This is a genomic window from Stenotrophomonas sp. YJH_SMC_19 (assembly GCF_059367915.1).
Map to the genome: position 1 here is coordinate 58,420 of NZ_JCAFRI010000021.1, position 25,037 is coordinate 83,456.

Annotated in this window: 16 protein-coding genes and 4 tRNA genes; 14 read left to right on the forward strand and 6 right to left on the reverse strand. The window is 66.9% G+C overall.

Translation table 11 applies throughout. The annotated features are described in order from the left end of the window. Positions 1 to 12 precede the first annotated feature (12 nt). From AC5P5R_RS18140 to ychF, 8 genes are all read left to right on the forward strand, one after another. Positions 13 to 1,698: a tetratricopeptide repeat protein gene (locus tag AC5P5R_RS18140; RefSeq protein WP_171969031.1), complete on the forward strand. Its 1,686-nt coding sequence runs from the start codon at positions 13 to 15 to the stop codon at positions 1,696 to 1,698. Beyond that, positions 1,695 to 2,354 (forward strand): lipoprotein insertase outer membrane protein LolB, encoded by a 660-nt coding sequence (gene lolB / locus AC5P5R_RS18145; protein WP_024957326.1) that lies wholly within the window; start codon positions 1,695 to 1,697, stop codon positions 2,352 to 2,354. Before AC5P5R_RS18140 ends, lolB begins: the two co-directional genes overlap by 4 nt. After that, complete coding sequence (gene ispE / locus AC5P5R_RS18150) at positions 2,351 to 3,220, forward strand: 4-(cytidine 5'-diphospho)-2-C-methyl-D-erythritol kinase (RefSeq protein ID WP_065183692.1); 870 nt, start codon at positions 2,351 to 2,353, stop codon at positions 3,218 to 3,220. The genes lolB and ispE overlap by 4 nt, the downstream gene beginning before the upstream one ends. 11 nt (positions 3,221 to 3,231) lie before the next feature. Next, positions 3,232 to 3,308 (forward strand) — tRNA-Gln (locus AC5P5R_RS18155). Between the two features lie 140 nt (positions 3,309 to 3,448). After that, complete coding sequence (locus AC5P5R_RS18160; protein ID WP_005415400.1) at positions 3,449 to 4,408, forward strand: ribose-phosphate diphosphokinase; 960 nt, start codon at positions 3,449 to 3,451, stop codon at positions 4,406 to 4,408. 109 nt (positions 4,409 to 4,517) lie between these two features. Further along, a complete protein-coding gene (locus AC5P5R_RS18165; protein WP_005408191.1) occupies positions 4,518 to 5,135 on the forward strand; it encodes a 50S ribosomal protein L25/general stress protein Ctc in 618 nt (205 codons plus the stop codon). Positions 5,136 to 5,183: 48 nt separating this feature from the next. Beyond that, a complete protein-coding gene (pth, locus tag AC5P5R_RS18170; protein WP_049395820.1) occupies positions 5,184 to 5,762 on the forward strand; it encodes an aminoacyl-tRNA hydrolase in 579 nt (192 codons plus the stop codon). Between the two features lie 141 nt (positions 5,763 to 5,903). Then, positions 5,904 to 6,995: a redox-regulated ATPase YchF gene (gene ychF, locus AC5P5R_RS18175; protein WP_005408193.1), complete on the forward strand. Its 1,092-nt coding sequence runs from the start codon at positions 5,904 to 5,906 to the stop codon at positions 6,993 to 6,995. Between the two features lie 504 nt (positions 6,996 to 7,499). On the opposite strand, the gene AC5P5R_RS18180 is transcribed toward ychF, so the two are convergent. The 6 genes from AC5P5R_RS18180 to AC5P5R_RS18205 all read right to left on the reverse strand — a co-directional run bounded on the left by AC5P5R_RS18180 (position 7,500) and on the right by AC5P5R_RS18205 (position 21,909). After that, entirely contained in the window at positions 7,500 to 10,766 is a 3,267-nt protein-coding gene (locus AC5P5R_RS18180; RefSeq protein ID WP_100438893.1) for an autotransporter outer membrane beta-barrel domain-containing protein, read from the reverse strand. A 263-nt stretch (positions 10,767 to 11,029) separates the two neighbouring features. Then, positions 11,030 to 11,671 carry a response regulator gene (locus AC5P5R_RS18185; protein ID WP_005408195.1) on the reverse strand — a complete coding sequence of 214 codons (642 nt, stop codon included), beginning with the start codon at positions 11,669 to 11,671 and terminating at the stop codon, positions 11,030 to 11,032. After that, positions 11,668 to 14,895, reverse strand: a complete 3,228-nt coding sequence (locus AC5P5R_RS18190) for a hybrid sensor histidine kinase/response regulator (RefSeq protein WP_049418867.1) — start codon at positions 14,893 to 14,895, stop codon at positions 11,668 to 11,670. Before AC5P5R_RS18190 ends, AC5P5R_RS18185 begins: the two co-directional genes overlap by 4 nt. A gap of 123 nt (positions 14,896 to 15,018) precedes the next feature. After that, positions 15,019 to 16,239 (reverse strand): EAL domain-containing response regulator, encoded by a 1,221-nt coding sequence (locus tag AC5P5R_RS18195; RefSeq protein ID WP_049418869.1) that lies wholly within the window; start codon positions 16,237 to 16,239, stop codon positions 15,019 to 15,021. Next, the gene (locus AC5P5R_RS18200) at positions 16,236 to 19,007 is read right to left on the reverse strand and encodes a response regulator (protein WP_100438894.1); all 2,772 of its coding nucleotides are present in this window, start codon (positions 19,005 to 19,007) and stop codon (positions 16,236 to 16,238) included. Before AC5P5R_RS18200 ends, AC5P5R_RS18195 begins: the two co-directional genes overlap by 4 nt. Before the next feature lie 163 nt (positions 19,008 to 19,170). Beyond that, positions 19,171 to 21,909: a TonB-dependent receptor plug domain-containing protein gene (locus tag AC5P5R_RS18205; protein ID WP_111193815.1), complete on the reverse strand. Its 2,739-nt coding sequence runs from the start codon at positions 21,907 to 21,909 to the stop codon at positions 19,171 to 19,173. Positions 21,910 to 22,079: 170 nt separating this feature from the next. Between AC5P5R_RS18205 and AC5P5R_RS18210 the strand changes: the two genes are divergently transcribed. The 6 genes from AC5P5R_RS18210 to AC5P5R_RS18235 all read left to right on the forward strand — a co-directional run. After that, positions 22,080 to 23,099: a cyanophycinase gene (locus AC5P5R_RS18210; protein WP_100438902.1), complete on the forward strand. Its 1,020-nt coding sequence runs from the start codon at positions 22,080 to 22,082 to the stop codon at positions 23,097 to 23,099. Positions 23,100 to 23,203: 104 nt separating this feature from the next. After that, positions 23,204 to 24,229, forward strand: a complete 1,026-nt coding sequence (locus AC5P5R_RS18215) for an isoaspartyl peptidase/L-asparaginase family protein (RefSeq protein ID WP_100438896.1) — start codon at positions 23,204 to 23,206, stop codon at positions 24,227 to 24,229. 137 nt (positions 24,230 to 24,366) lie between these two features. Continuing rightward, positions 24,367 to 24,452, forward strand: a tRNA-Tyr gene (locus AC5P5R_RS18220). 24 nt (positions 24,453 to 24,476) lie between these two features. Beyond that, positions 24,477 to 24,550 (forward strand) — tRNA-Gly (locus AC5P5R_RS18225). Between the two features lie 49 nt (positions 24,551 to 24,599). Beyond that, positions 24,600 to 24,675, forward strand: a tRNA-Thr gene (locus AC5P5R_RS18230). 41 nt (positions 24,676 to 24,716) lie between these two features. After that, a partial coding sequence (locus tag AC5P5R_RS18235) for a GTP-binding protein (RefSeq protein WP_254005100.1) occupies positions 24,717 to 25,037 on the forward strand: 321 nt, incomplete at its 3' end.

Here is a 25,037-nt window from a genome sequence, read left to right on the forward strand (position 1 = left end):
CCGATGCCGACGATGCCCGCATTGATTCGCATCCCCAGTGTTCTGCTGCTGTCCCTGGCCTGCAGCCAGGCCCTGGCGGCGGTGCCGGCCAAGGCCCCCGTACGGGCCCCGGCCACTGAGGAACTGGCGCTGGAACCGGTGATGGCCGGTGAGTTCGCGCTGCAGGCCGGCAAGCTGGCCGAGGCGGCCCGCTGGTACCTGCAGGCGGCCCAGCAGACCGACGGCGACGCCGGCCTGGCCGAGCGCGCGACCCGCATTTCCATGCTCGCCAACGATGACGCCAGCGCCGCCAAGGGCCTGGCCCTTTGGCAGCAGCGCGCGCCCAGCTCGTTGACCATGCGCAGTGCCGCTGCCGCGCTGGCCATGCGCCAGGGCGATGTGAAGGCAGCGCGTGGCGATCTGCAGGCCTTGCTGGCCGACCCGGATGAACGTGGCTGGAAGTTCGCCCTGGCCGCCCTGATCGGCGGCGGCCGCGACCCGGCAGTGCCGGCGCAGGTGCTGGGCGAGCTGGTCGACGCCAACGCCATTCCGCCGAAGATCGAGGCGTGGCAGGAGTTCGGACGCCTTGCCCTGCGCATGGACAAGCCCGAGCTGGCGCGGCGCATGATCGATGAAGTGGTCAAGCGCTTCCCCGAGGAGCCGCGCGTTGCGCTGCTGCGCGCCAGCCAGCTGCAGCAGGCCGGGGAGACCGGCAAGGCGTTGTCGTTGCTGCACGATGTGGAGCCGAAGACCCGACAGGACCCTGAACTGCGCAATGCGGTGGCCATTGCCTACGACAGCCTCGGCCAGCCCGCCGCCGCCGAGCGCGTGCTGGCGTTCGGCCCGCAGGACGTGCAGACCTGGGGCATGCGCGCCTCGCTGCTGGCCAAGCAGGGCGACAAGGCGGCGCTGTCCAACCTCTACAACGAACTGTCGCGGCAGGCGGCCAAGCCGGACCCGGCGCAGCGCCTGCTGCTGGGCAAGATCGCCGAATACCTGAAGCGTTATCCCGAGGCGGTGCAGTGGTACCACAGCGTGCCCGGTGGCGATGAACTGAGCGAGGCGCGCCTGCGCGCGGCCAACGCCCAGGCCCTGGCCGGGCGCCTGCCGCAGGCATTGGATGAAGTGCACGCGATCCAGTCCGATGCGGTGGTCGACGACGATGTGCGCCGCGATGCCTACCTGCTGGAAGCCGAACTGCGCCAGCGTGCTGATGACAGTGCCGGGGAGCTGGATGCGCTGGCCCGCGGCCTGGCCGCCTACCCGGATGACAACGGCCTGCTGTACGCCCGTGCGCTCACCTGGGAACGCCGCGACGACATCCCGCGCGCCGAGGCCGACCTGCGCAAGATCCTGGTGACCGACCCGGAGAACGTGCCGGCATTGAACGCGCTGGGTTACACCCTGGCCGATCGCACCGGTCGCCTGCAGGAAGCGCTGGAGCTGATCGATCGCGCCCGCGTGGCCGAACCGGACAACGCTGCCATCGTCGACAGCTATGGCTGGGTGCTGTATCGCCTGGGCCGCAAGGAAGAAGCACTGGTGCAGCTGCGCCGTGCCTGGACCCTGGCCAAGGACCCTGAGATCGCCGCCCATGTCGGCGAAGTGTTGTGGGTGCTGGGCAAGCATGACGAGGCCCGCCATTTCTTCGACGAAGCGGCCAAGCTCGACCCTGAAAACCGCGCGCTGCTGCGCGCCCGCGAGAAATTCAATCCATGAGTGTTTCCCTGATCCGGCCGCTGCTGTTGGCAACTGCGGCCCTGGCGCTGACCGCCTGTACCAGCGTGGGCACGCAGAAGACCCCGGCGCCGGCGGTGGTCGAGGTTGTTTCGGCCGAAGCGGCGCAGGCCGAGGCGGCGCGCGTGGCCGCGCTGCAGGCACAGCCGGACTGGGCTTTCCAGGGCCGGGTCGCAGTCAGCAAGGGCAAGGATGGCGGCAGCGGACGCATCGACTGGAAGCAGGAAGGACGCCGCTATGTGGTCGAGCTGAGCGCGCCGGTGACCCGGCAGAGCTGGAAGCTGACCGGCGATACCCATTCCGAAGCCGGTCGCCTGGAGGGACTGGCCGGTGGGCCGCGTGCCGGCGAGGACGCCCAGCAACTGCTGCTGGAAGCGACCGGCTGGGACATTCCGGTCAACCAGCTGCCGGCGTGGATCCGTGGCCTGGTGGCCGGTGATGCTGCCGGTCCGGAGAAGGTCGAGCGTGATGGTGAAGGCCGGCCGCGTCGCATGCAGCAGATGGGCTGGCAGGTGCAGTATCTGGACTGGTACCCGGCCGAGGCCGGGCGCCCGGCGCTGCCGCGCCGGATCGAGGCCGGCAATGGCGACGCCAAGGTGCGCCTGCTGGTCGACCAATGGGGGCAGGGCACCCCATGAGTGCCGGGCGCGATGACAGGGGCTGGTCCTGGTGGCCGGCCCCGGCCAAGCTGAACCTGTTCCTGCACATCACCGGCCGCCGTGCCGATGGTTACCACGAGCTGCAGACCGTGTTCCGCCTGCTGGACTGGGGCGACCGCATCGGTCTGCGCCTGCGCGAAGACGGCCAGGTGCGCCGTCAGGGCGAGGGGCTGGCTGGCGTGGCCGAGGCGGATGACCTGGCGGTCCGCGCCGCGCGGCTTCTGAAAGATGCGGCCAATATCGTGCAAGGCGCGGACATCATCGTCGAAAAACACGTTCCTGCAGGTGGTGGCTTTGGCGGCGGTTCGTCCGACGCGGCCACCGTACTGGTGGTGCTGAACCGGCTCTGGCGTGCCGGTCTGGACGAGGACGCGCTTGCTGCGCTGGGCCTGCGCCTGGGCGCCGACGTGCCGGTGTTCGTGCGCGGGCGCAATGCCTGGGCCGAAGGGGTGGGTGAGCGCCTGCAGCCGATCGTGCTGGCGCCGGCCTGGTATGTGGTGGTTGAACCGGGTGTTCATGTTCCCACCCCGGCTCTGTTCGCAGACCCGGATTTGACGCGCGGCAGCCCAGTGGCGAAAATAGAGGACTTCGCTTCCGGGACCCTGGTCGGGAACGCGTTCGAACCGGTGCTGCGCCGCCGTGAGCCTGCCGTCGAGGCAGCGTTCGCCGCGTTGAGCGACATCGGCACGGCGCGGCTGACCGGTTCGGGAAGTGGTTGTTTCGTCGAGTTCGCATCGCAGTCTGCCGCAGAGCAGGGACGGTCGAAGTTGCCGAAGGAGTTGCGGGCAAGGGTGGCAGCGGGCGTTGCGCGTTCGCCACTGCTGGATGCACTCGAGCAACACTGATTTATCAATGCAGGGGCGTCGCCAAGAGGCCCAAGGCACCAGGTTTTGATCCTGGCATTCGTAGGTTCGAATCCTACCGCCCCTGCCAATAGCGGCTGTGTCCGCGCCTTCCAGCGCATCGCCCGCGCGGGACGTGGAAACAACCGCGGTGTTGTCAGCAGCAAGGGTCCATCGGGGTCCTTGCCGACTCCGGATCCCCGCCACTCGTCCCCGCCCGAGACAATCATGATGCAAGAGTCCCCGAACCTGCTGGTCTTTTCCGGCAACGCCAACAAACGTCTGGCGCAGAACATCTGCAAGGAACTGGGGGTTCGCCCGGGCAAGGCGCTGGTCTCGCACTTCTCCGATGGTGAAGTGCAGGTGGAGATCGAAGAGAACGTCCGCAAGCAGGACGTGTTCGTGATCCAGCCGACCTGCGCGCCGAGCGCGGAAAACCTGATGGAACTGCTGGTGCTGATCGACGCGCTCAAGCGCGCATCGGTGGCCAGCGTGACCGCCGTGGTGCCGTACTTCGGCTACTCGCGCCAGGATCGCCGCATGCGTTCCTCGCGCGTGCCGATCACCGCCAAGCTGGCGGCGAAGATGTTCAGCACCGCTGGCGCTGATCGCGTGCTGACCGTCGACCTGCACGCCGACCAGATCCAGGGCTTCTTCGATATTCCGGTGGACAACGTGTATGCGTCCCCGCTGCTGCTGGCCGACATCTGGCGCGCCTACGGCACCGAGAACCTGATCGTTGTGTCGCCGGACGTGGGCGGCGTGGTCCGCGCCCGTGCCGTGGCCAAGCGCCTGGATGACGCCGACCTGGCGATCATCGACAAGCGCCGCCCGCGCGCCAACGTCTCCACCGTGATGAACATCATCGGTGACGTCGAAGGCAAGACCTGCGTGATGGTCGATGACATCGTCGACACCGCCGGCACCCTGTGCGCTGCTGCTGCTGCCCTGAAGGCGCGCGGTGCGCTCAAGGTCGCCGCCTACTGCACCCACGCGGTGCTGTCGGGCCCGGCGGTGGACAACATCACCAATTCCCAGCTCGACGAGCTGGTGGTGACCGACACCATCCCGCTGAAGGACGCGGCGCGGGTGTGCAGCAAGATCCGCCAGCTGAGCGTGGCAGAAATGCTGGCCGAAACGATGCGCCGCATCGCCTTCGGCGAGTCGGTCAGCTCGCTGTACGTCGACTGAGTTTTTCGCCCCTGCCGGCAACGGCGGGGGCATACCCGGATGCTTCTGGTCGCGGAAGCATCTTCAACCGCCACGCCGCAGGGCGCGGCAACAACCTGAGTAGTCGAAAATGTCGAAGACCCATGAAATCAAGGTCACCAAGCGTGAACTGCAGCGTAAGGGTGCGAGCCGCCGCCTGCGTCACGCCGGTGTGATCCCGGCCATCGTGTACGGCGGCAACGCCGAGCCGGTCGCCATCAGCCTGGACCACAACGAAATCTGGCTGGCCCAGCAGAACGAGTGGTTCTATGCCTCGATCCTGGACCTGAACCTGGATGGCCAGGTGCAGAAGGTCCTGCTGCGTGACATGCAGCGCCACCCGTACAAGCAGCTGATCATGCACCTGGACTTCCAGCGCGTGAACGAGAACGAAGCCCTGACCGCTTCGGTCCCGCTGCACTTCGTCAACGAAGACACCTCGCCGGCCGGCAAGGCTGCCGACGTCGTGGTCACCCACGAACTGAAGGAAGTGACCATCACCTGCCTGCCGAAGGACCTGCCGGAGTCGATCGAAGTCGACCTGGGCGAGCTGAAGGCCGGTGACGTGGTGTACCTGTCCGACATCAAGCTGCCGAAGGGCGTGGAAATCCCGGCCCTGGCGCTGGGCAAGGACCACGACGACGCCATCGTCACCGCCAAGGCCGGCAAGGCCGACGAGGCTGACGAAGAAGCGGCTGCCGCCGAGTAATACCGTTACGGTGCCTGCCTCCGGGCAGGCACCGTACTGGAAGGAACCATGGCAGGACTGCGACTGATCGTCGGTCTGGGCAATCCCGGATCGGAACACGCCCGGACCCGGCACAATGCCGGGTTTCATTTCGTTGAGGCCCTGGCGGAGAAAGCCGGTGCGCGATGGAATGTGGACAGCAAGCTGTTCGGTGAGACCGCCAAGGTCGAGATCGCCGGGCAGACGGTGTGGCTGCTCAAGCCCGCCACCTTCATGAACCTCAGCGGCAAGTCGGTCACCGCCGCACAGCGGTTCTGGAAGATCGAACCGGAAGAAACCCTGCTCGCACACGACGAACTGGACCTGGCGCCCGGCGTGGCGCGGCTGAAGTTCGATGGTGGCCACGGCGGCCAGAACGGCCTGCGCGACACCATCCGCCTGCTCGGCCACGGCAAGTTCCATCGCCTGCGCGTGGGCATCGGCCATCCCGGCCACAAGGACCGTGTGGTGGGTTGGGTGCTGGGTCGCCCGTCCAAGGAGGATGACGTGCTGATCGCGCGCGCCATCGACGATGCGATCGACGTGCTGCCGCTGGCGGTACAGGGCGATTTCAGCGAAGCGATGAAGCGGCTGCACACCCCGAAATAAGCTGTAGGTACCGACCGTTGGTCGGTACGGAACCAACCAATCCGGTAGGTACCGACCGTGGGTCGGTACGGAGAATGATTGGAAAAGCAGCGCCCAGGCCGCTGTTTCCCCAATCACTTTCACCCCAGAGAGCTGTCACCCATGGGTATCAAATGCGGCATCGTCGGCCTGCCCAACGTCGGCAAGTCGACCCTGTTCAATGCGCTGACCAAGGCGGGTATCGCCGCGGCGAACTTCCCGTTCTGCACCATCGAGCCGAACGTCGGCATCGTGCCGGTGCCGGACCCGCGCCTGAACGAGCTGGCGGGCATCATCAACCCGCAGAAGGTCATCCCGACCGCGGTTGAGTTCGTCGACATCGCCGGCCTGGTGGCCGGTGCCGCCAGCGGTGAAGGCCTGGGCAACAAGTTCCTGGCGCACATCCGCGAAGTCGACGCGATCACCCACGTGGTGCGCTGCTTCGAGCACGGCGACATCGTGCACGTGGCCGGCAAGGTCGATCCGATCTCGGACATCGAAACCATCGACACCGAGCTGGCGCTGGCTGACCTGGACAGTGTCGAGAAGGCGCTGAACCGTGCCGAGCGTGCGGCCAAGGGCGGCGACAAGGACGCAGCGGCGCGCAAGCCGGTGCTGGCCAAGCTGCAGGCTGCGCTGTCCGACGGCAAGGCCGGTCGCTCGGTCGGTCTGGACGAGGAAGAGAAGGCGCTGGTGCGCGACCTGTTCCTGCTGACCCTGAAGCCGGTGATGTACATTGCCAACGTGCTGGAAGACGGTTTCGAGAACAACCCGCACCTGGAAGCTGTGCGCGCGCACGCCGCCGCCGAGGGCGCGCAGGTGGTGCCGGTGTCGGCCGCGATCGAGGAAGAGCTGTCCCAGCTCGATGACGAAGACCGCGATACCTTCCTGGCCGACCTCGGCCTGAGCGAGCCGGGCCTGAACCGCGTGATCAACGCGGCCTACAGCCTGCTCGGCCTGCAGACCTACTTCACCGCTGGCGTGAAGGAAGTCCGCGCGTGGACCGTGCGCAAGGGCGCCACCGCCCCGCAGGCTGCCGCAGTCATCCACACCGACTTCGAGAAGGGTTTCATCCGCGCCGAAACCATCGCGTATGACGACTTCATCAAGTACAAGGGCGAAGCCGGCGCCAAGGAAGCCGGTCGCCTGCGTCTGGAAGGCAAGGAATACCGCGTGCAGGAAGGCGACATCCTGCACTTCCGCTTCAACGTCTGATCCAGCGGCATCGGATCGACCCCGGACGCCCCGCCCTGTGCGGGGCGTTCGCGTTTCCGGCGATGGACAAAAAAACACCACGCTGCGAAACGCTTGCGGTGTGATGTTCGCCGGTACTTGTCCACAGCAAACTCCCATCGCTTTCCACGTCGGGTGTGGAAAACCGGCGAACCTGATGCAGCGCCGAGCCGATGCACGGCTGCGATGGACGTGAGCAGAGCGCGGGCTCGGCGCTACCTGCCTCGATCGTGCAACGTGGACAAATTTTGACCACGCTTCGAAGCGCTTGCGCAGCAACACTCCCACCTACTTGTCCACATCAAATCCCAACCACTCTCCACGAGGGGTGTGGAAAACCGCGAAGAGGCATGGATAAAAAATAGCCACGTCCTGAAACGCTTGCTCCATGCGGTTCGCAGGCACTTGTCCACACCTAACCCCCATCGCTTTCCACGCGGCATGTGGAAAAAGCGCCCGGCACTCCCTTGCCGGGCACTTCCCGCATCACCAGGTGTACGACACGCCCATCTGCGCACTGATATCGCGGAAGCCCATGCCACCGCTCTGCCGGCTCAATTCACCCCAGCCTCGCCAACCGCCGGACAGATTCACCTGCACACCGGCCTTGGCTTCGTAGATGTCGCGCGGCAGCTGCCGCTGCAGGCGCTCGCCGTCCATCGCCAGGCCTGCGCCATTGCCGCCGGACCACCAGTTCACCGCCACGTACGGGTGCACCTGGCCCTGCGCCGGGCTCAACCCGCGGCTGTACAGGCGCAGGCCGAGGCGGCTGCTGGTCTCGCTACCGCCGCGGTCCTCGACCACCGTGCCGTTGGCCTCGACCACGCGGTCGCTGTCATAGCGGCTGTGAACCACCTGCAGCTGCGGTTCCAGGTAGATGCCGCGCTGCGCGGTGCGCCGCAGGGGAAGCACATAGCCGGCTTCGGCCGACGCACTCCAGTTGCGGGCGTCATAGCGCTCCTTCTGCAGGCCTTCGCCCTGCACGCTGTTGCGGAAGCGGCCGTACTGCAGCCAACCGTCCACATAGGCGCCGCCCTGCATGCGTGCATCCTGCAGCCAGGTGGCATAGGCGCCCACGCTGGTGCCGGTGACCACGCCCCGCGCGGCGTAGCCGGTCACCTGCGATCGGCTGTCATTGCGCGCACGGCCGTGACCGAGCATCGCACCTGCCTGCAGTTCGCCCTTGCCACCCACCTCGAAACGGCGGCCGACGCCGACCAGCACGCTGCTGATCTGCCCATCGACCTGGACCTGGCGGTTGCGGTCGTGGCTGTCGGGCTGCGCGCTGCGAAGGTGCATCCAGGCCACGGCATCGCCGCTGACGCCCGCTTCGGCGGCGGGATCACCGGCGCGGTCGTGCAGGCTGTGCCGGAACATGCCCAGCGCGGCGCTGCGGTTGGCCAGGTAGGCCGCCGGTTCCGGGCGTTCCACCTTCGGACGTGTCGGGTCAACTGGATCTACCGGATCGACGGGATCGACGGGATCGACAGGATCGACAGGATCGACAGGATCGACGGGATCGACGGGATCGACGGGATCGACGGGGTCCACTGGATCCACTGGATCCACTGGATCGACAGGATCGACGTATTCCGAACGCAGGTACCAGTTGCCATCATCCGGGGTCGACACGCCGCCCTTGAACAGGAAGTAGTCGTAGGCACCGGCAACCGCGCGGCCCTGCAGGCCGAACTGAGCATCGGACTGGCCACCTACGGTGATCAGGCGGATGCCCTCCTGGGTCAGTGCACCGGCGCCGCCGGCATTGCGCACGCTCACGCTGGCGGTGCCGCTGCTGTTGCCGCTGATCACCAGCTGATCGCCGAGCGAGGTATCGTCCCCCAGTGCACGGTTGAAGATCCAGTGGCCACCGTTACCCACGTAGTCGCCGCTGACAGTGACGGTCTTGAAACCGCCCGCCGCCGGTGCATCGAAGGCAATGGTGCCGGCGTGTTCGAGTGCACCGACGCTGGAACTGTCACGCACGTTCCACTGGCTGCTGCCATCCAGCGCCAGCTGTGCGACCTGGTAACCGGAGTCGTTGCGCAGGGCGCCGCTGAACTGAGTACCGTTGCGCAGCACCATGTGCACCTCCGCAGTCGCGCTGTCGACGACCACGTCGCCGCTCAGGCGGCTGTTGTTCGCGGTGAAGCGGATCTCGGACGTTGCCACCGAGCTGCCATCAGTGAACACGGTATCGCTGACCCTCAGCAGTCGGCCGCCAACCAGGTCACCTGCCTGACGGGCGACAACGGCGGTATTGTTGAGTGTCAGTTCGTGGTTGCTTCCCTGCAGCCACAACGCTGGGCCGTCCAGGGTCTCGATCTGGCTGTCGTTGAACACCAGCCGATCCCAGTAGGGACCAAATACGGTGATGTAGGAACGATAGGCGCCCGAGTTCGTTCCCAGCGCCTGGATGTGCAGGGCGTCCGCAGTGAGCTTTGCAGTGTTCATCTGCACGATGCCGAACGAGGCTGCGCCATGGGTGGTGATCGAGCCGCCGTCCAGCTGTATGTCCGCGGTACTGCCGCCCAGGAACACACCACCGGACACCGCACCGTAGGTCGCAATGTCGAGATTCCTGGCACGGATCCGGGAGTAGGGCGTTGGAGGGTTGCTGCCGGAAGCGCGCAGGCCGTAGACGCCATCGCCATGGGTATCAATGCTGCCACCGGTGATCGTCGCGGTGCCACCCCATACGTCCACACCGTGGCCATACCCGTTGTCACCAAAGGTGCTGATCACAGTGTTGCTCAGGTCCGCCAGCGAGTCGGCACCGGACAGCCAGATCCCGGAACTGCCATCGCGCACGGTGAAGTGCGCGCCCTCGGCGGTCAACTTGCCCCAGCTGTTGACGTTGACGCCGTAGCCGCCGGTGCTTTCAAAGCGGGCATTGGTGATTTCCGCTGTGGCGAACGTTCGACTGGTCCGGTTTCCCATCAGTCGGATGCTGCTGCCGTTGGCGGTGGCGGTGCCCCCGGTGATGCGGAGGATCCCCCCGTTGTCAATGTCGAAGTAGCCATTGATGACATCCACGTCGCGCAGCGACAACACGCTTCCGCTGCCGCTTGCGGACAGGCGGCCGCTGGAACCGTTGGTTGCCTGCGCGAACGTCATCGCCAGTGATTCCAACGAAAGCAGTGCGCCGCCGTCGGCATAGATGGCACGGCCGGCACCGTTGCTGATCGTGGTACCCGATACATGCAGCTCGCTTCCACGTCCGCTGGAATACAGGGCATGACCATCGCTGCTTACACTGCCGCCATCGAGCCATATCTTGCCGCCGTTGGTGGCGTTGACCGTGCCGTAGCCGGAACTGTTGCGATAGGCATTGATGACCAGGTTGCTGGCGTGGATGACACTGCCGATGCCGGTTGCGTTGAGCGCATAACCGACGCCTGAACTTCCATTGCCAAGCTGTATGTGACCTCCCTGTACAAGAACACTGCCACCTGCGGAGGCCTGGATTGCGCTGCCGCCGCCGGTGACATCGACGCGCGTGTCATCGAGCGTTGCCGTGCTGCCGGCTCCGTTCACGTCCAGGGCGAAGCCGCCCACGGAGTGCAGCAGGGTATCGCCCGCATCCAGCTGCAGGGTCTGGCCATTGATGACCTTCAGCGGTCCGGTCAGATCGGCGGCGTGGGCCGGCAGCGCCGCCCACAGGGCGGTCGCCAGCAGGCTGGGAAGGAGGGGGGCAGGCGCGAGGCGCGCGCGCCCAGGCGCACGGCGGTACCGTGTGGGGGAGGCGTACATTCTGTTGGACTTCCTGTGGCAGGGCGCAGCACGGCTGCGCGAACTGGCGCGGCAGGGCCGCGTCGCTGCGGAAGCCACACGCGATGGCAGCTGCAGGCGCCATCGGACTTCCGTCCCCCAGGGCGGCGCAGCTACTGCCGGCAGGCGCACCAAGGCGGGATGCGTCCAGCCTAGAAATCGGCGCTGTCCTATGGAATCAGGCGTTTCCTAAAGCCGGTGCGGGCCCTTGTACAGGGGCTGCAGGGTTCAGCCTGGAGTGGACCTCAGGCGAACAACGAGGCCTGCAGGCAGTACTCGATCAGCGCCTGATCACTGTCCACGCCCAGCTTGCGCATCGCGCTGATCTTCTGCGTGCTGACCGTCTTGGCGCTGCGCTGCAGCTGGCGTGCAATGTCGCCCACGCTCATGCCGCCGGTGAACAGCCGGATCACTTCCAGCTCGCGCGGCGACAGCCGCGCACGCACCGCATCGGCATCGGCCGGCTCGCTCGCCGCTACCGGCAGCAGGCCCGGGGGCCGGTAGACGCGGTCGGCCAGCACCACGCGCAGGGCCTGTACCAGGCTGCCCAATCCATGGCTCTTGAGCACCACGCCGCCGGCACCAGCGGCATACATCGCCGCAACCAACGACGGGTTGGACACCATCGTCAGCACCAGCAGGCGCGTCTCCGGGAAGCTGCGGCGCAGGAACGAGATCAGCTTTATGCCGTCCCCGAAGCGGTCGCCCCCTGGCATGCTGTAGTCGGTGATCACCGCCTGTGGCCGGGTCCGGGTCATCAGCTCGATCAGCGTCGCCGGGTCGGCCGCTTCGCCCACGACCTCGAGGTCCAGCTCCCCGGCCAGTACGTCGCGGATGCCGGCAAGCACGATCGGGTGGTCGTCGGCGATGAGGATCCGTGTGGTCATGGCGGGTTCGGGTCGTCAGATGAGGAAGGAGATGCCGCGCCGAGCAGCGGATGCAGCAGCTGTTCGAGGCGTCGCTGGAAGCCGGCAAGCGGAGCCTCCTGGGTGACCAGGTCATCGCCGCCTGCGAGGCCCTGTTCGATCCGCAGGCCGCTGTCCACCAGCGCAGGTGCGCCGACGATGACCAGTGCGCCGCGGATGCGATGCAGTACCTGCACCACGCGCGCCGGATCGGCGGTGGCAATCGACTGGCGCAGGCTGTCCAGGTCAGCCTGCATGGTCTGCACGAACAATGCCTGCATTCTTGCGGGAACCTGCAGCGGCGGATCATCATCGCGCGTATCGGTGGATACAGGACTTTGCGGCGGCGCGGAAACCGCCGCATCGCCCTGGGTGATCCGGATCAGCAGGCGTTGCAGCGCTTCCAGCGTGATCGGCTTGACCAGCACGCCCTGCATGCCCGATTCCTGGCAGCGTTGGCGTTCGGCCGGATCGGCGTTGGCGGTGGCACCGTGGATCGGCACGCTGACACCGCGCGCCCGCAAGGCGCGCGCCAGGCCATAGCCATCCATCCCGGGCATGTTCAGGTCGGTCAGCACCAGCGCGAACGCGCCCTGCTGCCAGTAGCCCAGCGCTTCATTGCCATCGCTGGCGACCACGGCGCGGCAGCCGAGCTGTTCCAGCTGGTCGCGCAGGATCGCCTGGTTGATCGGGTTGTCCTCGGCCACCAGCACCTGCAGGCCGAAACGGCGCGTCGCCGGCAGGCGCCCTTCGGCGCTCGCCGCTAGCGGCTGGCCACTGGCCGCGGCCAACGCGAGCACGATCGCATCGAACCGGTGCAGGCCAACCTGCCAGAAGCCATCAATGTGCCGGGGGCGCACGCCGCCTTCGCGGCAGGCGACCACACGCGGTCCACCGGCCCACCCGGGCAGCGGGTCGTCAAGGACCAGGTCGAGCAGCACGGTGGGCGATGGCAAGTCTGCCGTGCTGTCTTCCCGGTACACGCTGGCCTGTGCACCACGCTGCTGCAGGCGTTCGCACAGCGATTGCACCAGCTCGCGCACGCTGCCCCGTACCTGGACCTGCAGGCCCGCAGGCAGCTGCGGCGCAGGGGATTGCTGCGGATCCGCCGGCGCCGGTGGCAGCGGCAGTTCGACGCTGAAGCTGCTGCCCAGGCCGCTCTCGCTGACCACACGCAGCTGGCCTTCCATCAACGCCACAAGATGCGCGCAGATGGCCAGCCCTAGGCCGGTGCCGCGCATCGCATCGGTGCCCGGGTTGGCCTGGAAGAACGGCTCGAACAGGTGCGCCTGGTGTTCGCTGGCAATGCCGATACCGGTATCGGCGACCTGCCACTGCAGCCAGCAGCGTTGCTCCTGCCAGCGTGCCGAAACGCGCACCACCACGCGCCCGCTGTCGGTGAACTTCAGTGCGTTGCTGATCAGGTTGTTGAGGACCTGGCGGATCCGCGCGGCATCACCGCACACCAAGGGTGGCACGTCGGCATCGATGCAGGCGTAGAACCGCAGCCCCTTGTTGGCGGCCGCGGCAGCATACGAGTCGAGCGCATCCTCGGTCAGTCGCACCGGATCGAACGGGCTGGGCTCCAGGCTCAGTTGCCCGGCCTCTGCCTTGCTGACGTCGAGGATGTCGCTGATCAGCTGCATCAGGGTCGAGGACGAACGCTGGATCGTCGCCAGATAGTCCTGCTGCCGCGCATCCAGTGGTGTGAGTCCGAGCAGTTCGAGGGTGCCGAGCACGCCGTACAGCGGCGTGCGGATTTCATGGCTCATCGTGGCCAGGAACTGGCTCTTGGCCCGGTTGGCCTGGTCGGCGGCACGGCGCGCCTGCTGCAGCACCTGTTCGGCTTCATGCTGGCTGCTGAGATCGATGAACAGACACAGCACCGCCGGCTCGCCGCGATAGCGCGCCGGCGTCGCGGTCACCAGCAGGTGGCGGCCTTCGGGCGTGGTGTAGGCCAGCCCATCGCCGAGCGTGGTGCCTCCAGCGGCCAGCACGCTGCGCCGCCAAGGGCCATGCCAGCCTCCGCTGTGGTGGTCTTCGCCCAGCCAGCGGCGGGCGAGGGTGTTGTCCAGCAGCACATTGCCATCGGTACGGCGCAGCAGGCACAGCCCGATCGGCGCGTTGTCCAGGATGGTGCGGCTGAAGGCCTCGCTTTCCAGCAGGCGCGCGTGGTTGCTGCGCAGTGGTTCGATGACCGAACGCCGATACGCGCGCAGCAGCAGCGTGCCACCCAATGCCAGCAGCAGCGCCACCACGGTCGCGCCGAGCAAGGGCCCCTGTGGGTGCTGGAACACCTGCCGCCAGCTGACGTGGTACACCGCCAGCCAGCCGCGCTCGCTGCGCATGCGGAACTGCAGGCCTGCAAGGCCGGCCTTCCAGGAGGTGCCAGCGTCACTGGCGTCTGCTGCATCGCCCAGCAGGCGCTGGCCATCGGTATCGAACAGCGACAGCCGCTGGAACACCGGAACACCCAGCACCTGCCGGTAGTCATCGACACGTCCCGGATCGAGCAGGCAGGCCAGCGCGGCCTGTGAATCCTTGTCGTCCTCGCCCCACAGGCGTGCATCCTGCGGCGCATGCGCGATGGCCAGCAAACGGGTCTGCCGGTCGCGCCACGGTACGCTCACCCAGACGATGCCACCGCGCTGCAGCGCCGGACGCGTGCCCATGACCCGGTGGATGTCGGCGATCGCCGGGCGCAGGTGATGCGGGCTGTTCTGGCTCGCATCGGTAACGCCGATCTGCACCGGTGCCAGCAGCCCGCGCGTGCCCTGGCCATCGACCAGCAGGCATTGCGGTGGTGGGTAGTGCGAGGCCGACCAGAACGTGCCGTAGAAGCGCAGGAAACGATCGCCCAGCTCGTTCGGTAGCGAAAGACTGGCTCCCTCGCTCCCGATCGCCGCGAAGTTGGCGAACAACGGGCCGCGTTGCAGTTCCACGCTGGCATCGGCAACCGGCTGTCCTCGAGCGCCGACATCGTGCAGCCGCCACTGGCGCAGGAAGCGCTCCTGCTCGCGAAGCGTGCCGTCCAGGCGGCGGAAGTGGTACTCGATCTTGCTGCGCTCTTCGTTCAAAAGCTGCGAGCCGGCCGACAGCAGCAGTCCGGCCTGCAGGGTCGCCAGCACCACCACGCCGATCAGCAGGGCGTGGACGCGCAGTGAGCGGCGAGCGAGTCGGCGAACAGGGGCGGCCTCGGCCGGCATGGCGGGTCTCAGGGTGGGGGCGGACAGAGGCACCGGTGGCGGCAGCGCAAAGTCCGCCGCCACTGCACAGACAGGATCGTCAATGCGACTTGATGATGTTGTGAAGTCGCTGTGGAATCCGTGTCAGCTCAGGGCGGCTCGCGATCTTTCGTCCAGTTGCGGTGCTTCTTCGTCCAGCAGGCGGGTGAACTCGTCTGAGGGCAGCGCCTGCGAGATCAGGAAACCCTGCACCTGGCTGCAGCCGAGCTGGCGCAGCGCGGCCAGGTCGGCATCGCTTTCCACGCCCTCGGCCACGATGGTCAGCCCGAGCTGGTTGGCCAGCGCGATCACCGTCGACAAGGTCAGGTGCAGGGCCGGGTCACGGGCGCAGCCGCTGACCAGCGCGCGGTCGATCTTGACCTCGGTGAAGGGGGTATTGACCAGATTGTGGACCGAGCTCAGACCCTGCCCGAAATCATCCTGGGCCAGGCCGAAGCCCTTCATGCGCAGCCGGCAGGCACCGGCATAGAAGTCGCTGACGTGCCGCGTGGTGCTGTTTTCCATCAGCTCAAAGCACAATTCACCAGGCGTACCGCCGTTGGCCAGGGTCAGTGCCAGCAGTTCGTCGGGCAGGTCCGACTGCTCCAGCAGGTGAGGGGGCAGGTTGATCGATACCGGTACCCGGAACCCTTGTTTGCGCCAGCGTGCCTGTGCGCTGATGCTGGCCTTGAGCATCATCCGCAGCAGATCGCCCTCCAGCCCGTATCGGCAGATCGCCGGGAGGAAGCTGCCAGCGGCCAGCGCGCCCAGCTGCGGATGGCGCCAGCGCACCAGTGCCTCGGCCGCCACGACCCGCCCTGACTGCAGTGACTTTTTCGGTTGGAACCAGGCCGTCAGGCTGCCATCGGCCATGGCCTGGCGCAGCTGCGAAACATCCGGTTCGGGTGCAGCCGCCGCGCGCGTGGGGGCCTTGCCAGTGGCCTGACGCGCCTGCGCCAGCGCCTCGAACAGGGCATCCACGTCGGCGGCCGCCACCGGCTTGGGCAGCAGGCCGATCACCTCCAGCCCCAGCGATTCGGCCATCAGCCGTGCCGAGGTCATCATCCGCCGCGGGGCCGCGCTGACCACGGCAAGGCGGGGTGGGCGTGGCTGCGCCGCCAGCGCCTGGATGAACTGGATGCCGTCCTGCCCGGGCATCAGCAGGTCACTGACCACCAGGTCGTAGGGCTGGCAGGCACACAGTGCGATGGCGGCATCCACGTCTTCGCAGGCATCGACCTGGACGCCGGCACGGCTGCCGAAAAGATTGGCCAGGAAACCACGCTGGAAGGGCTGGTCTTCCAGGATCAGGACACGCTGGGTCATGCGGGATCTCCTTGGCGCAGGGCGGTGAGTGCCTTGCGCAGGCGGGCGATGTCGATGGGTTTGCTGAGGTAGCCCTGCATGCCACTGGCCAGGCAGCGCTCGCGCTCTTCGGCGGTGGCATTGGCGGTGGCGCCGATCACCGGTACCAGGTTGCCGTCATCGCGCAGCTCGCGGGCCAGCGCGTGGCCGTCCATGCGCGGCATGTTGATGTCGGTCACCACCAGATCGAAGCACTGCTCGCGGCACCGTTGCAGCGCTTCAATGCCATCCTGTGCCAGCTCCACGTCGCAGCCGAGGGTGCGCAGCTGCTCAGCCAGGATCACCCGGTTGATCGGGTTGTCCTCGACCGCCAGCACGCGCAGCCCCAGCGGCACGGGCGGTGCCAAGCGCGTGGTCTCCGGCTGCGCCGCACGTTGCTGCTGCACGTTGGCCAGCGCATTGCCGATCGCGGTCATGCCATGCAGGGTCACGACCAGGCTGCCATCGGCGGCAGTGATCGGCTGGTCACCGCCCTCGATCGATGCCACCACGCGCGGGCCCGACCATGCCAGCGGAGTGGCTGCTTCACCATCCATCAGGATCGCGCCGTCATGGTCCAGCAGCGTCGGGTCGCCAAGCAGGGGCTGCGCGTTGGCACCCCAGCGACACAGCCAGCCACAGGCACTGTCGACCAGCTCGCGGTCGCGGCCGCGCACCAGGATCGGTGGTTCCGGCAGCAATGTGGGCCCATCCTCGGCAGCGGCCAGCACCGGCAATGGCAGGCGGACGCTGAAGCTGCTGCCCAGGCCCGGCTCGCTCACCACCTGCAGCTCGCCGCTCATCAAGCGCACCAGACGGTCGCTGATGGACAGGCCCAGGCCGGTACCCTGCGCGCTGGCCGCGCCGCGGACCTGGCGGAACGGTTCGAACAGACGCGCCTGTTCCTCCGCAGCAATACCCACGCCGGTATCGGTCACCTGCCAGGCCAGCACGCTCGATTCACCTTCGCGCTGTACCTGGCGCACGCGCAACACCACCCGGCCATGCTCGGTGAACTTGATCGCGTTGCTGAGCAGGTTGCCCAGCACCTGGCGGATGCGGTCGGCATCACCGAGCACCCGCGTCGGCAGGCGCGGATCGGTGCAGACCAGGATCTGCAGGCCCTTGCAGGTGGCCGACGCGGCGAAGCTGCGCAGCACACTCTCGGTCAGCTCGCGCGGCGAGAACGCCGCCGGCTCCAGGCTGAGCTGCCCTGACTCGATCTTGGACACATCCAGCACATCACTGATCAACTGCAGCAGGACCGACGAGGAACTCTCGATGGTGCGCAGGTATTGCGACTGCCGGGCGTCCAGCGAGGTGTGCCCCAGCAGCTCCAGCGTGCCCAGCACGCCGTACAGCGGAGTGCGGATTTCATGGCTCATGGTGGCCAGGAACGCGCTCTTGGCCTGGTTGGCCGCATCGGCCGCCTGGCGTGCCGACGACAGTGCGGCCTGTGCCTGGCGGTGTCGGGAAATATCATGGAAGACGCATAGCAGCACATCATCGCCCTGGTAGCGGCAGGCCGCGTGCAGCACCTGCAGCTGGCGCCCGTCGCGGGCGGTGAATTCCAGTCCGCGCCCGCGCTCGCCGGCATGTCCGCGCCATGGCGCCTGCCAGTCGCTGTGTTCGCCTTCCTCGCCGAGCCAGTCGCGCAGCAGCTGGTTGGACAGCAGCAGCGCGCGGTCGTTGCGGCGCAGGACGCAGATGCCGACCGGCGCCATGTCGATCACCGTCGAACTGAAGTCCAGGTTCTCCAGCAGGCGGCGGTGCTGCTGCAGGGCCGGCTGGATCAGTTGCAGGTCCACGCGATGCCGTAGCAGGCGCAGCGCAACACCGGCCAGCAGCAGCAACAGCACGCAGACCAGCAGGGGCACGGCCAGGTCGCCCAGCAGCAGCTGCGGCGGCAGGTGGTAGACCAACCGCCAGCCGTCATTGCCGACACTTTTCACCAGCGCTACGCCGCGCGGCAGGCCGCCGCTCCATAACGTACCGAAGCTGTCGTCCTGGCGTTCCCGCAGGATTGTCCAGCCCGCGCGATCCAGCCGCGGCGCCTGGCTGGACAATGCAGGCTGCCCAGAACGGTCGAGCAACGCATAACCGCCGATGCCCTGGCCATCGATCATGCCCGCCGCTGCATCTGTATCAAGCAGCAGTACCAGCCACTGCGCCGGATGGGGACCGGACTGCACCGGCTGCGCCAGTGCGACGCCACGGTCACCCGGGCGCAGCCAGTACACCCGGTCAGCGCCCTCGAGGCTGCCGTTGCGCGCCTGCAGTGCACGCAGCGATGGCAGGCGTGCCACGTCCAAGTCGACCTCGCCTCCGGCCAGCCAGTGCGCACCCCGCGCATCGACCAGCAGCAGGTGCGTCTGCAGCGCCTGCAGCGTGTGCTCGGCACGTGCCGACAAGAGCAGTCGCTGGCCCGGCTGGCCGCCGGGGCCATCCAGCGCCACCTGGCGCATGCCTTTGCTGTCCGTGGCAGGCACATCCGGATTGCCGGCCAGCACGGAATCGCCCAGGTAGCGCAGCAGGGCTTCGCGCTGGTCGAAATAGATCTGGGCCCTGTAGGCCGCTGCATTCATCTCGCGGCGATGGGTCGAGATGTCCTCGGTGAATGCCGTGAGCAGGTAGAACCCGGCCGCGGCGGCCAGGCAGATGAAGACACAGACGGTCAGGCAGCGCAGTAGCACCGACGCGGTGGTCGATGGCACGGTCTTCTGCAGCGAAGGGCGGGGGAAGCGGAACATGCAACGATGCTAGGAAGCGGCGCGGACGGCGCGGAATCAGCTGTTTCCTAAAATCCCCGGCTGGCCGGCCGGCCCGGAGCCTGCACGCGGGCACCGTTCAGGTGGCAAAAAAAAGGAACCCCCGCCGAAGCGGGGGTCTCCTGTACGGACATTGGCCGGGCACTTACAGCGCGCTGCCACCGAACTTGTGGGTGTACTGCAGGTTGATGGTGCGGCCGACGCTGTCGAACCAGGACACGTCGTAGTACGGATACGCGGTGTAGGTGGCATCCTTCGGCGGCATCTTGTTGAACACGTTGACCACCGACAGCGACAGGCGCGAATGGTCGTCGAAGCGATACTGCACCGAGGCGTTGTAGCGGTAGGTCGCCTTCACGTAGGGGCTGTCACCGCTTTCCCAGTCGAACGACTGGTCGTAGTTGTCCGAGGTCGGCAGCTTGCCCAGGCGCGAACCGTAGACCGTGGCCGACCACGCGTCCTTCTCCCAGGTCACGCTCAGGCTGGTCTTGGTGCGCGGGATGTCGAATCCGCTGTTGACCGCGAACTGGTCCAGGGTCGGATCGCCGGGGTAGCGCTGGAAATCGTGCTTCTTCACCCAGGTGTGGGTGCCATTGAGGATGAAGTCGCCGATACCGGTCTGCAGGCGGTAGCGCAGGCCGACGTCGATGCCGGAGGTCGACTCGCGGGCGACGTTGATCGGCGCCACGCGCACGCCGTACAGGCGGCCGTCGCTGGTACGGGTGATGCGGTCGAGCGCGTCCACGCAGGTCGGCGAACTGATGTCGGCACTGCCGAGCCGGCAGTTCGCTTCGTTGGCCAGGAGGGTGCGCACATCCATGTCCTGCACCTGCTTGCGCATGTCGATGTCGAACCAGTCCACCGACAGGTCCAGGCCGATCGCCGGCGACCAGACGAAGCCTGCGCTCCACGAGGTGCTGGTTTCCGGGTCGAGCTGGCGGTTGCCGGTGCGGCTGCGGATCAGGTTGCGCTCGTAGTCGGAACAGTCGCTGGCGCCATCGGCGCGGCAGCTGTACAGGTCTTCGGCGGTGGTCTCGTCGTTGCCCGGTCCGGCGAACACGTAGTGCAGGTCCGGCGCGCGGAACGCGGTGCCATACGAACCGCGTACCAGCAGCGTGTCGATCGGGCGCCATTCCAGACCGCCGCTCCAGGTCGCCTTGCCGATGGTGTGGCCGGAATAGCGGTACTGGTCGTAGCGGCCGGCCACGCTCAGGTTGACCGTCTCGTGCAGCGGCATGCGCAGCTCGGCGGCGGTCGCCCAGCGGTTGCGCGAGCCCTGGCCGTCCGAATCCTTCCAGCTGTAGTAGTAGTACTGGGTGGCCAGCGGATCGGGATTCAGTGCATAGGCCTGCTGGCCCACTTCCACGGTCGCGGCGAACCCGGCATCACCGCCCGGCAGGCCGAACAGCGCGGAATTGGTCAGCGTGAATGCAGCCGTCTCGGTGCGCGACTTCGGCGAATAGGTAGTGCGTGCGGCAATCGAATCGTACTCGGCGCGGGTCAGCGGCCGGTACAGCCGCGACGGGTCCGCGTTGTAGATCGGGAAACCGTCGTCGTCCACGCCCAGCTGCGGGCCCAGGAACAGGTCATTCGCCTTGGAGGCGATGATCTGCGCCCAGCTGATCCGCGACTGGTACTGCGAATGGCTCAGCGCCGCTTCGTAGTCCCAGTTGCCGGCCAGATTGCCCTTGAAGCCGGTGGTCACGCTGAAGGTCTTCTGCGTGCTGCGTACCGTCGCATTGCGCAGGCCCCCCATTTCCTCGGGTGAGAACTGGCGCTGCCAGAACTCGATCTCGCCGGTGGCCTGGTTGTTGAAGTAGCCCGACTCATCGCCATTGGCGTCCATGCGGCCCCACTTGGTGACGTCGCGCATCAGCGACATCGTGTGGTAGCCCAGCTGCACATCGGCGAACCATTGCTGGCCGTTGTCGAAGTCGTAGCTCAGCGAGGCGTAGCCATTGGCGCCGCGGCGCTTGCTGAGGATGGTGCCGTAGCCGATCGAGCTGTCGCTGCCGCAGTAGTAACCGTAGCGCGGGCGGTAGGCGCGGTAGGTGCTGCCCTGGTTCTGCCCGGCCAGCGCTTCGCAGGTGGCCGCGCCCGGATCCAGGTAGTCGTCGTTGTAGTCCGTACGCAGGTAAGCGCGGCGGGCGATGCGCGAGCCCTCGCTGGGGCCGTCCTGGGTCGAATCCTGGATGTCGCGCTCATAGGCCCACAGCGGGGTCTGCGACTGCAGCTCGACGCTGTACACGGCGTTGAAGTTGCCGCGGCTGAAGCCGCTGGCCAGGCTCATGTCGAACGACTCGCCACCGCCTTCGCTGGTGGTGCCCATGCGCATGTCGATCGTGGTGCCGTCGGCCTTCTTCTTCAGGATGAAGTTGACCACGCCGGCGATCGCGTCCGAGCCGTAGATGGCCGAGGCGCTGCCGGTCAGCACTTCGATGCGCTCGATCATCCCCAGCGGGATGTTGGAGACATCGGTGAAGTTGCTGCGGCCCTTGAACGGCATCGGGAAGTCGGCGATGCGGCGGCCATTGACCAGCACCAGCGTGTGGTTCGGGCCCAGGCCGCGCAGGTCCACCTGCTGGGCGCCCGGCGAGAAGTCGGCGCCGCTGGAAGACTGCTGGCTCTGGGTCTCACCGCCGTTCTGGGTCATTGCACGCAGCACGTCCGGCACGCTGGTGAAGCCGCTGGAGCGGATCTGTTCGGCGTTGATCACCGTGATCGGGGCGGGGCCTTCCACCTGGGCGCGCGGAATGCGCGAACCGGTGACCTGCACCGCATCCAGTTGTTGAACCGAGGAGGAAGCCGGTGCCTGGGCCGCCGCGGAAGCAGCCACGCCCATCAACGCCAGCTGGATCGACCACGCCATCGCCTTTCTACGCATGAGGAATTCTCGGAAATGAAGCCGGCCCGCAGAGGAGGGGCCCTGTCCCCCATTCAGATTTCCGGAACGGGCGCGCGCATTTAACGCCTTTTTCATGTCCTTGACTACTGGGTCCCTATCTGGCAAAGAGTGGAAACGCTTGCAAGTCGATTTTGTTCAGGGAGATCAAGATGCGACGCCTCCATCGGACCCTGCATGCCCCCTTCGCCTGGCTGGCGCTGCTGGTCTTGGCCGTGCCGTTGGTCGCCCTTGCGCAGGACCTGCAGGGCCCGGGCTTCGCCTACTACGAAGCCGGCGATCTCGACGCGCCCCGGCCCGGTCCGCGCGCACCGGCCATGATGCTGATGGGCGGTGGCGAATGGGTGCCGGAGGCCTTCCACTGGTGGCTGAAGCAGGCTGGCAATGGCCGTGTGCTGATCCTGCGCGCTTCTGGCAGTGATGAGCTGCAGGACCGCCTGTACCGCGAGATCGGCGGTACCACCGCAGTGCAGACGCTGGTCTTCGACAGCCGCCGCGGCGCCGACGATCCGGCCGTGCTGCGCGTGGTTGCCGCAGCTGATGCCATCTTCATTGCCGGTGGTGACCAGTCGCGCTACATCCGCTTCTGGAAGGGCACTGCGCTCAACCGCGCGCTGAACGCCCACGTGCGCGCTGGCAAGCCGATTGCCGGTACCAGTGCGGGGCTCGCCATCCTCGGTGGCTATGCCTACGGCGCGATGGACGGCGGCAGCATCACCTCTGCCGGCGCCCTGGCGGACCCGATGGGCAGCGCGGTGACCATGGACAGCGGCTTCCTGCAGATGCCCTACCTGCAGCGCGTGGTCACCGACACCCACTTCGACAAGCGCGACCGGCTCGGTCGCCTGATCGTGTTCGTGGCGCGCGCCGCACAGGACAGTGGCGACCCCGACATCTTCGGCATCGGCGTCGACGAGGACACCGCCCTGTGCGTGGAGCCTGATGGCCAGGCGCAGGTCTACAGTGCTGACGGCGAGGGCAAGGTCTGGGTGGTCAGCCCCGGCCGCGATGCCGACCGCCTGGTCGAGGGCGAGCCGCTGCGCTTCCGCGCGGTGCCGGTAACGGTGGTCGCCAGCGGCAGCCGCATGCGCCTGGATGACGTCCAGGCCGAGGCCGACTACCAGGCCGTGGCCGACGTCAGCGATGGCGAGCTTGAGTTCACGCTTCGGTAGTGCCGGCCGCTCGCCGGCAACCCACCTTCCCTGATACGCCCCCGCCGGCCAGCGGCCGGCACTATCCTGCAATTCATTCCCCGCTACTGCTGGAGACGTATCCGATGAAACTGCGCCTGGCGCTGTCTGCGCTGTCTGCGCTGCTGTCCCTGCCCATGCTTGCCCAGGCCGCACCGGCCGCTTCACCGCTGCTGGTCATCCACGGCGGCGCCGGCGTCGAGCGCAAGGACCTGTCGCCGGCCGAGGAAAAGGCCGCACGTGACGCGCTGCGGGCGGCACTGCTGAAGGGTCATGCGGAGCTGGCGGCGGGGCGCCCCGCGCTGGCCGCAGTCACCGCCGCGATCACCGTGCTGGAGGACGATCCCACCTTCAACGCCGGCAAGGGCGCAGTGTTCACCCACGACGGCCGCAACGAGCTGGATGCGGCGGTCATGGATGGCGCGAACCAGGCGGCGGGCGCGGTGGCGGGCGTGCAGCGGGTGCGCAACCCGATCCTGCTGGCGCAGACCGTGATGCAGAAATCCCGCCACGTGATGATGGTCGGGCAGGGCGCCGAAACCTTCGCGGCCGAGCAGGGCATTCCTCTGGTCGATCCCTCCTACTTCCGTACAGAGAAGCGCTGGCAGCAGCTGCAGCGCGCGCTGAAGGAAGAGGCCAGCGGCCAGGCGCATGCCGACCTGGAGACTGCAAAGCACTTCGGTACCGTTGGTGCGGTCGCATTGGACGCGCAGGGGCATCTGGCCGCCGGCACCTCCACCGGGGGCATGACCAACAAGCGTTACGGCCGGGTCGGTGACTCGCCGATCATCGGTGCCGGCACCTGGGCCGACGCACGCTGCGCGGTGTCCGGCACCGGGTGGGGCGAGTACTACATCCGCACTGCGGCCGCGCACGAGATCTGTGCGCGCATGCGCTACCAGGGGCAGAGCCCGGAGCAGGCCGGCAAGGGCGTGATCAACGAGACGATTCCGCAGATGGGCGGCGACGGCGGTGCGATCGTGCTCGGCGCAGACGGAAAAATGGCCACGCCGTTCAACACCCAGGGCATGTATCGGGGCTGGATTGGCGGCGACGGCGTCCCTCATGTCGCAATTTTCGCCAACGAGACCCTGCCGGTCCCAGGGCAATAACCTTGCGTATCAATGGGTTTGCGACAGCGTGTGAAAAAAATGGAAAAAAGCGTTGACAGCCCCCCGTCCCATCAGCAGAATAAGCGGCTCACCACCACACACCGCAACGCTTCGGCGGCAACGGAATGGGGTGGTAAGGAGGGATACCCAAGCGGCCAACGGGGGCAGACTGTAAATCTGCTGGCTTACGCCTTCGGTGGTTCGAATCCACCTCCCTCCACCAGTTTCACGTTGTGACATTCCCGGCGCGGGAGTAGTTCAATGGTAGAACCTCAGCCTTCCAAGCTGATGGTGCGGGTTCGATTCCCGTCTCCCGCTCCATTGAATGAACTTTGAATATTATCGAGTTCATGTCATAATGCAAAACTCGGCTCACGTAGCTCAGTCGGTAGAGCACTTCCTTGGTAAGGAAGAGGTCGAAGGTTCGATTCCTTTCGTGAGCACCATCTTAAGCATCACCTCTCAGACGAATTCGAGATAAGCAGCCATGGCCAAGGGTAAGTTCGAGCGCACCAAGCCGCACGTCAACGTCGGCACCATCGGTCACGTCGACCACGGCAAGACCACGCTGACCGCCGCACTGACCAAGATCGGTGCCGAGCGCTTCGGTGGCGAGTTCAAGGACTACTCCTCGATCGACGCCGCTCCGGAAGAAAAGGCTCGTGGTATCACGATCTCGACCGCGCACGTCGAATACGAATCCCCGGTCCGTCACTACGCCCACGTCGATTGCCCGGGCCATGCTGACTACGTCAAGAACATGATCACCGGTGCCGCCCAGATGGACGGCGCGATCCTGGTGTGCTCG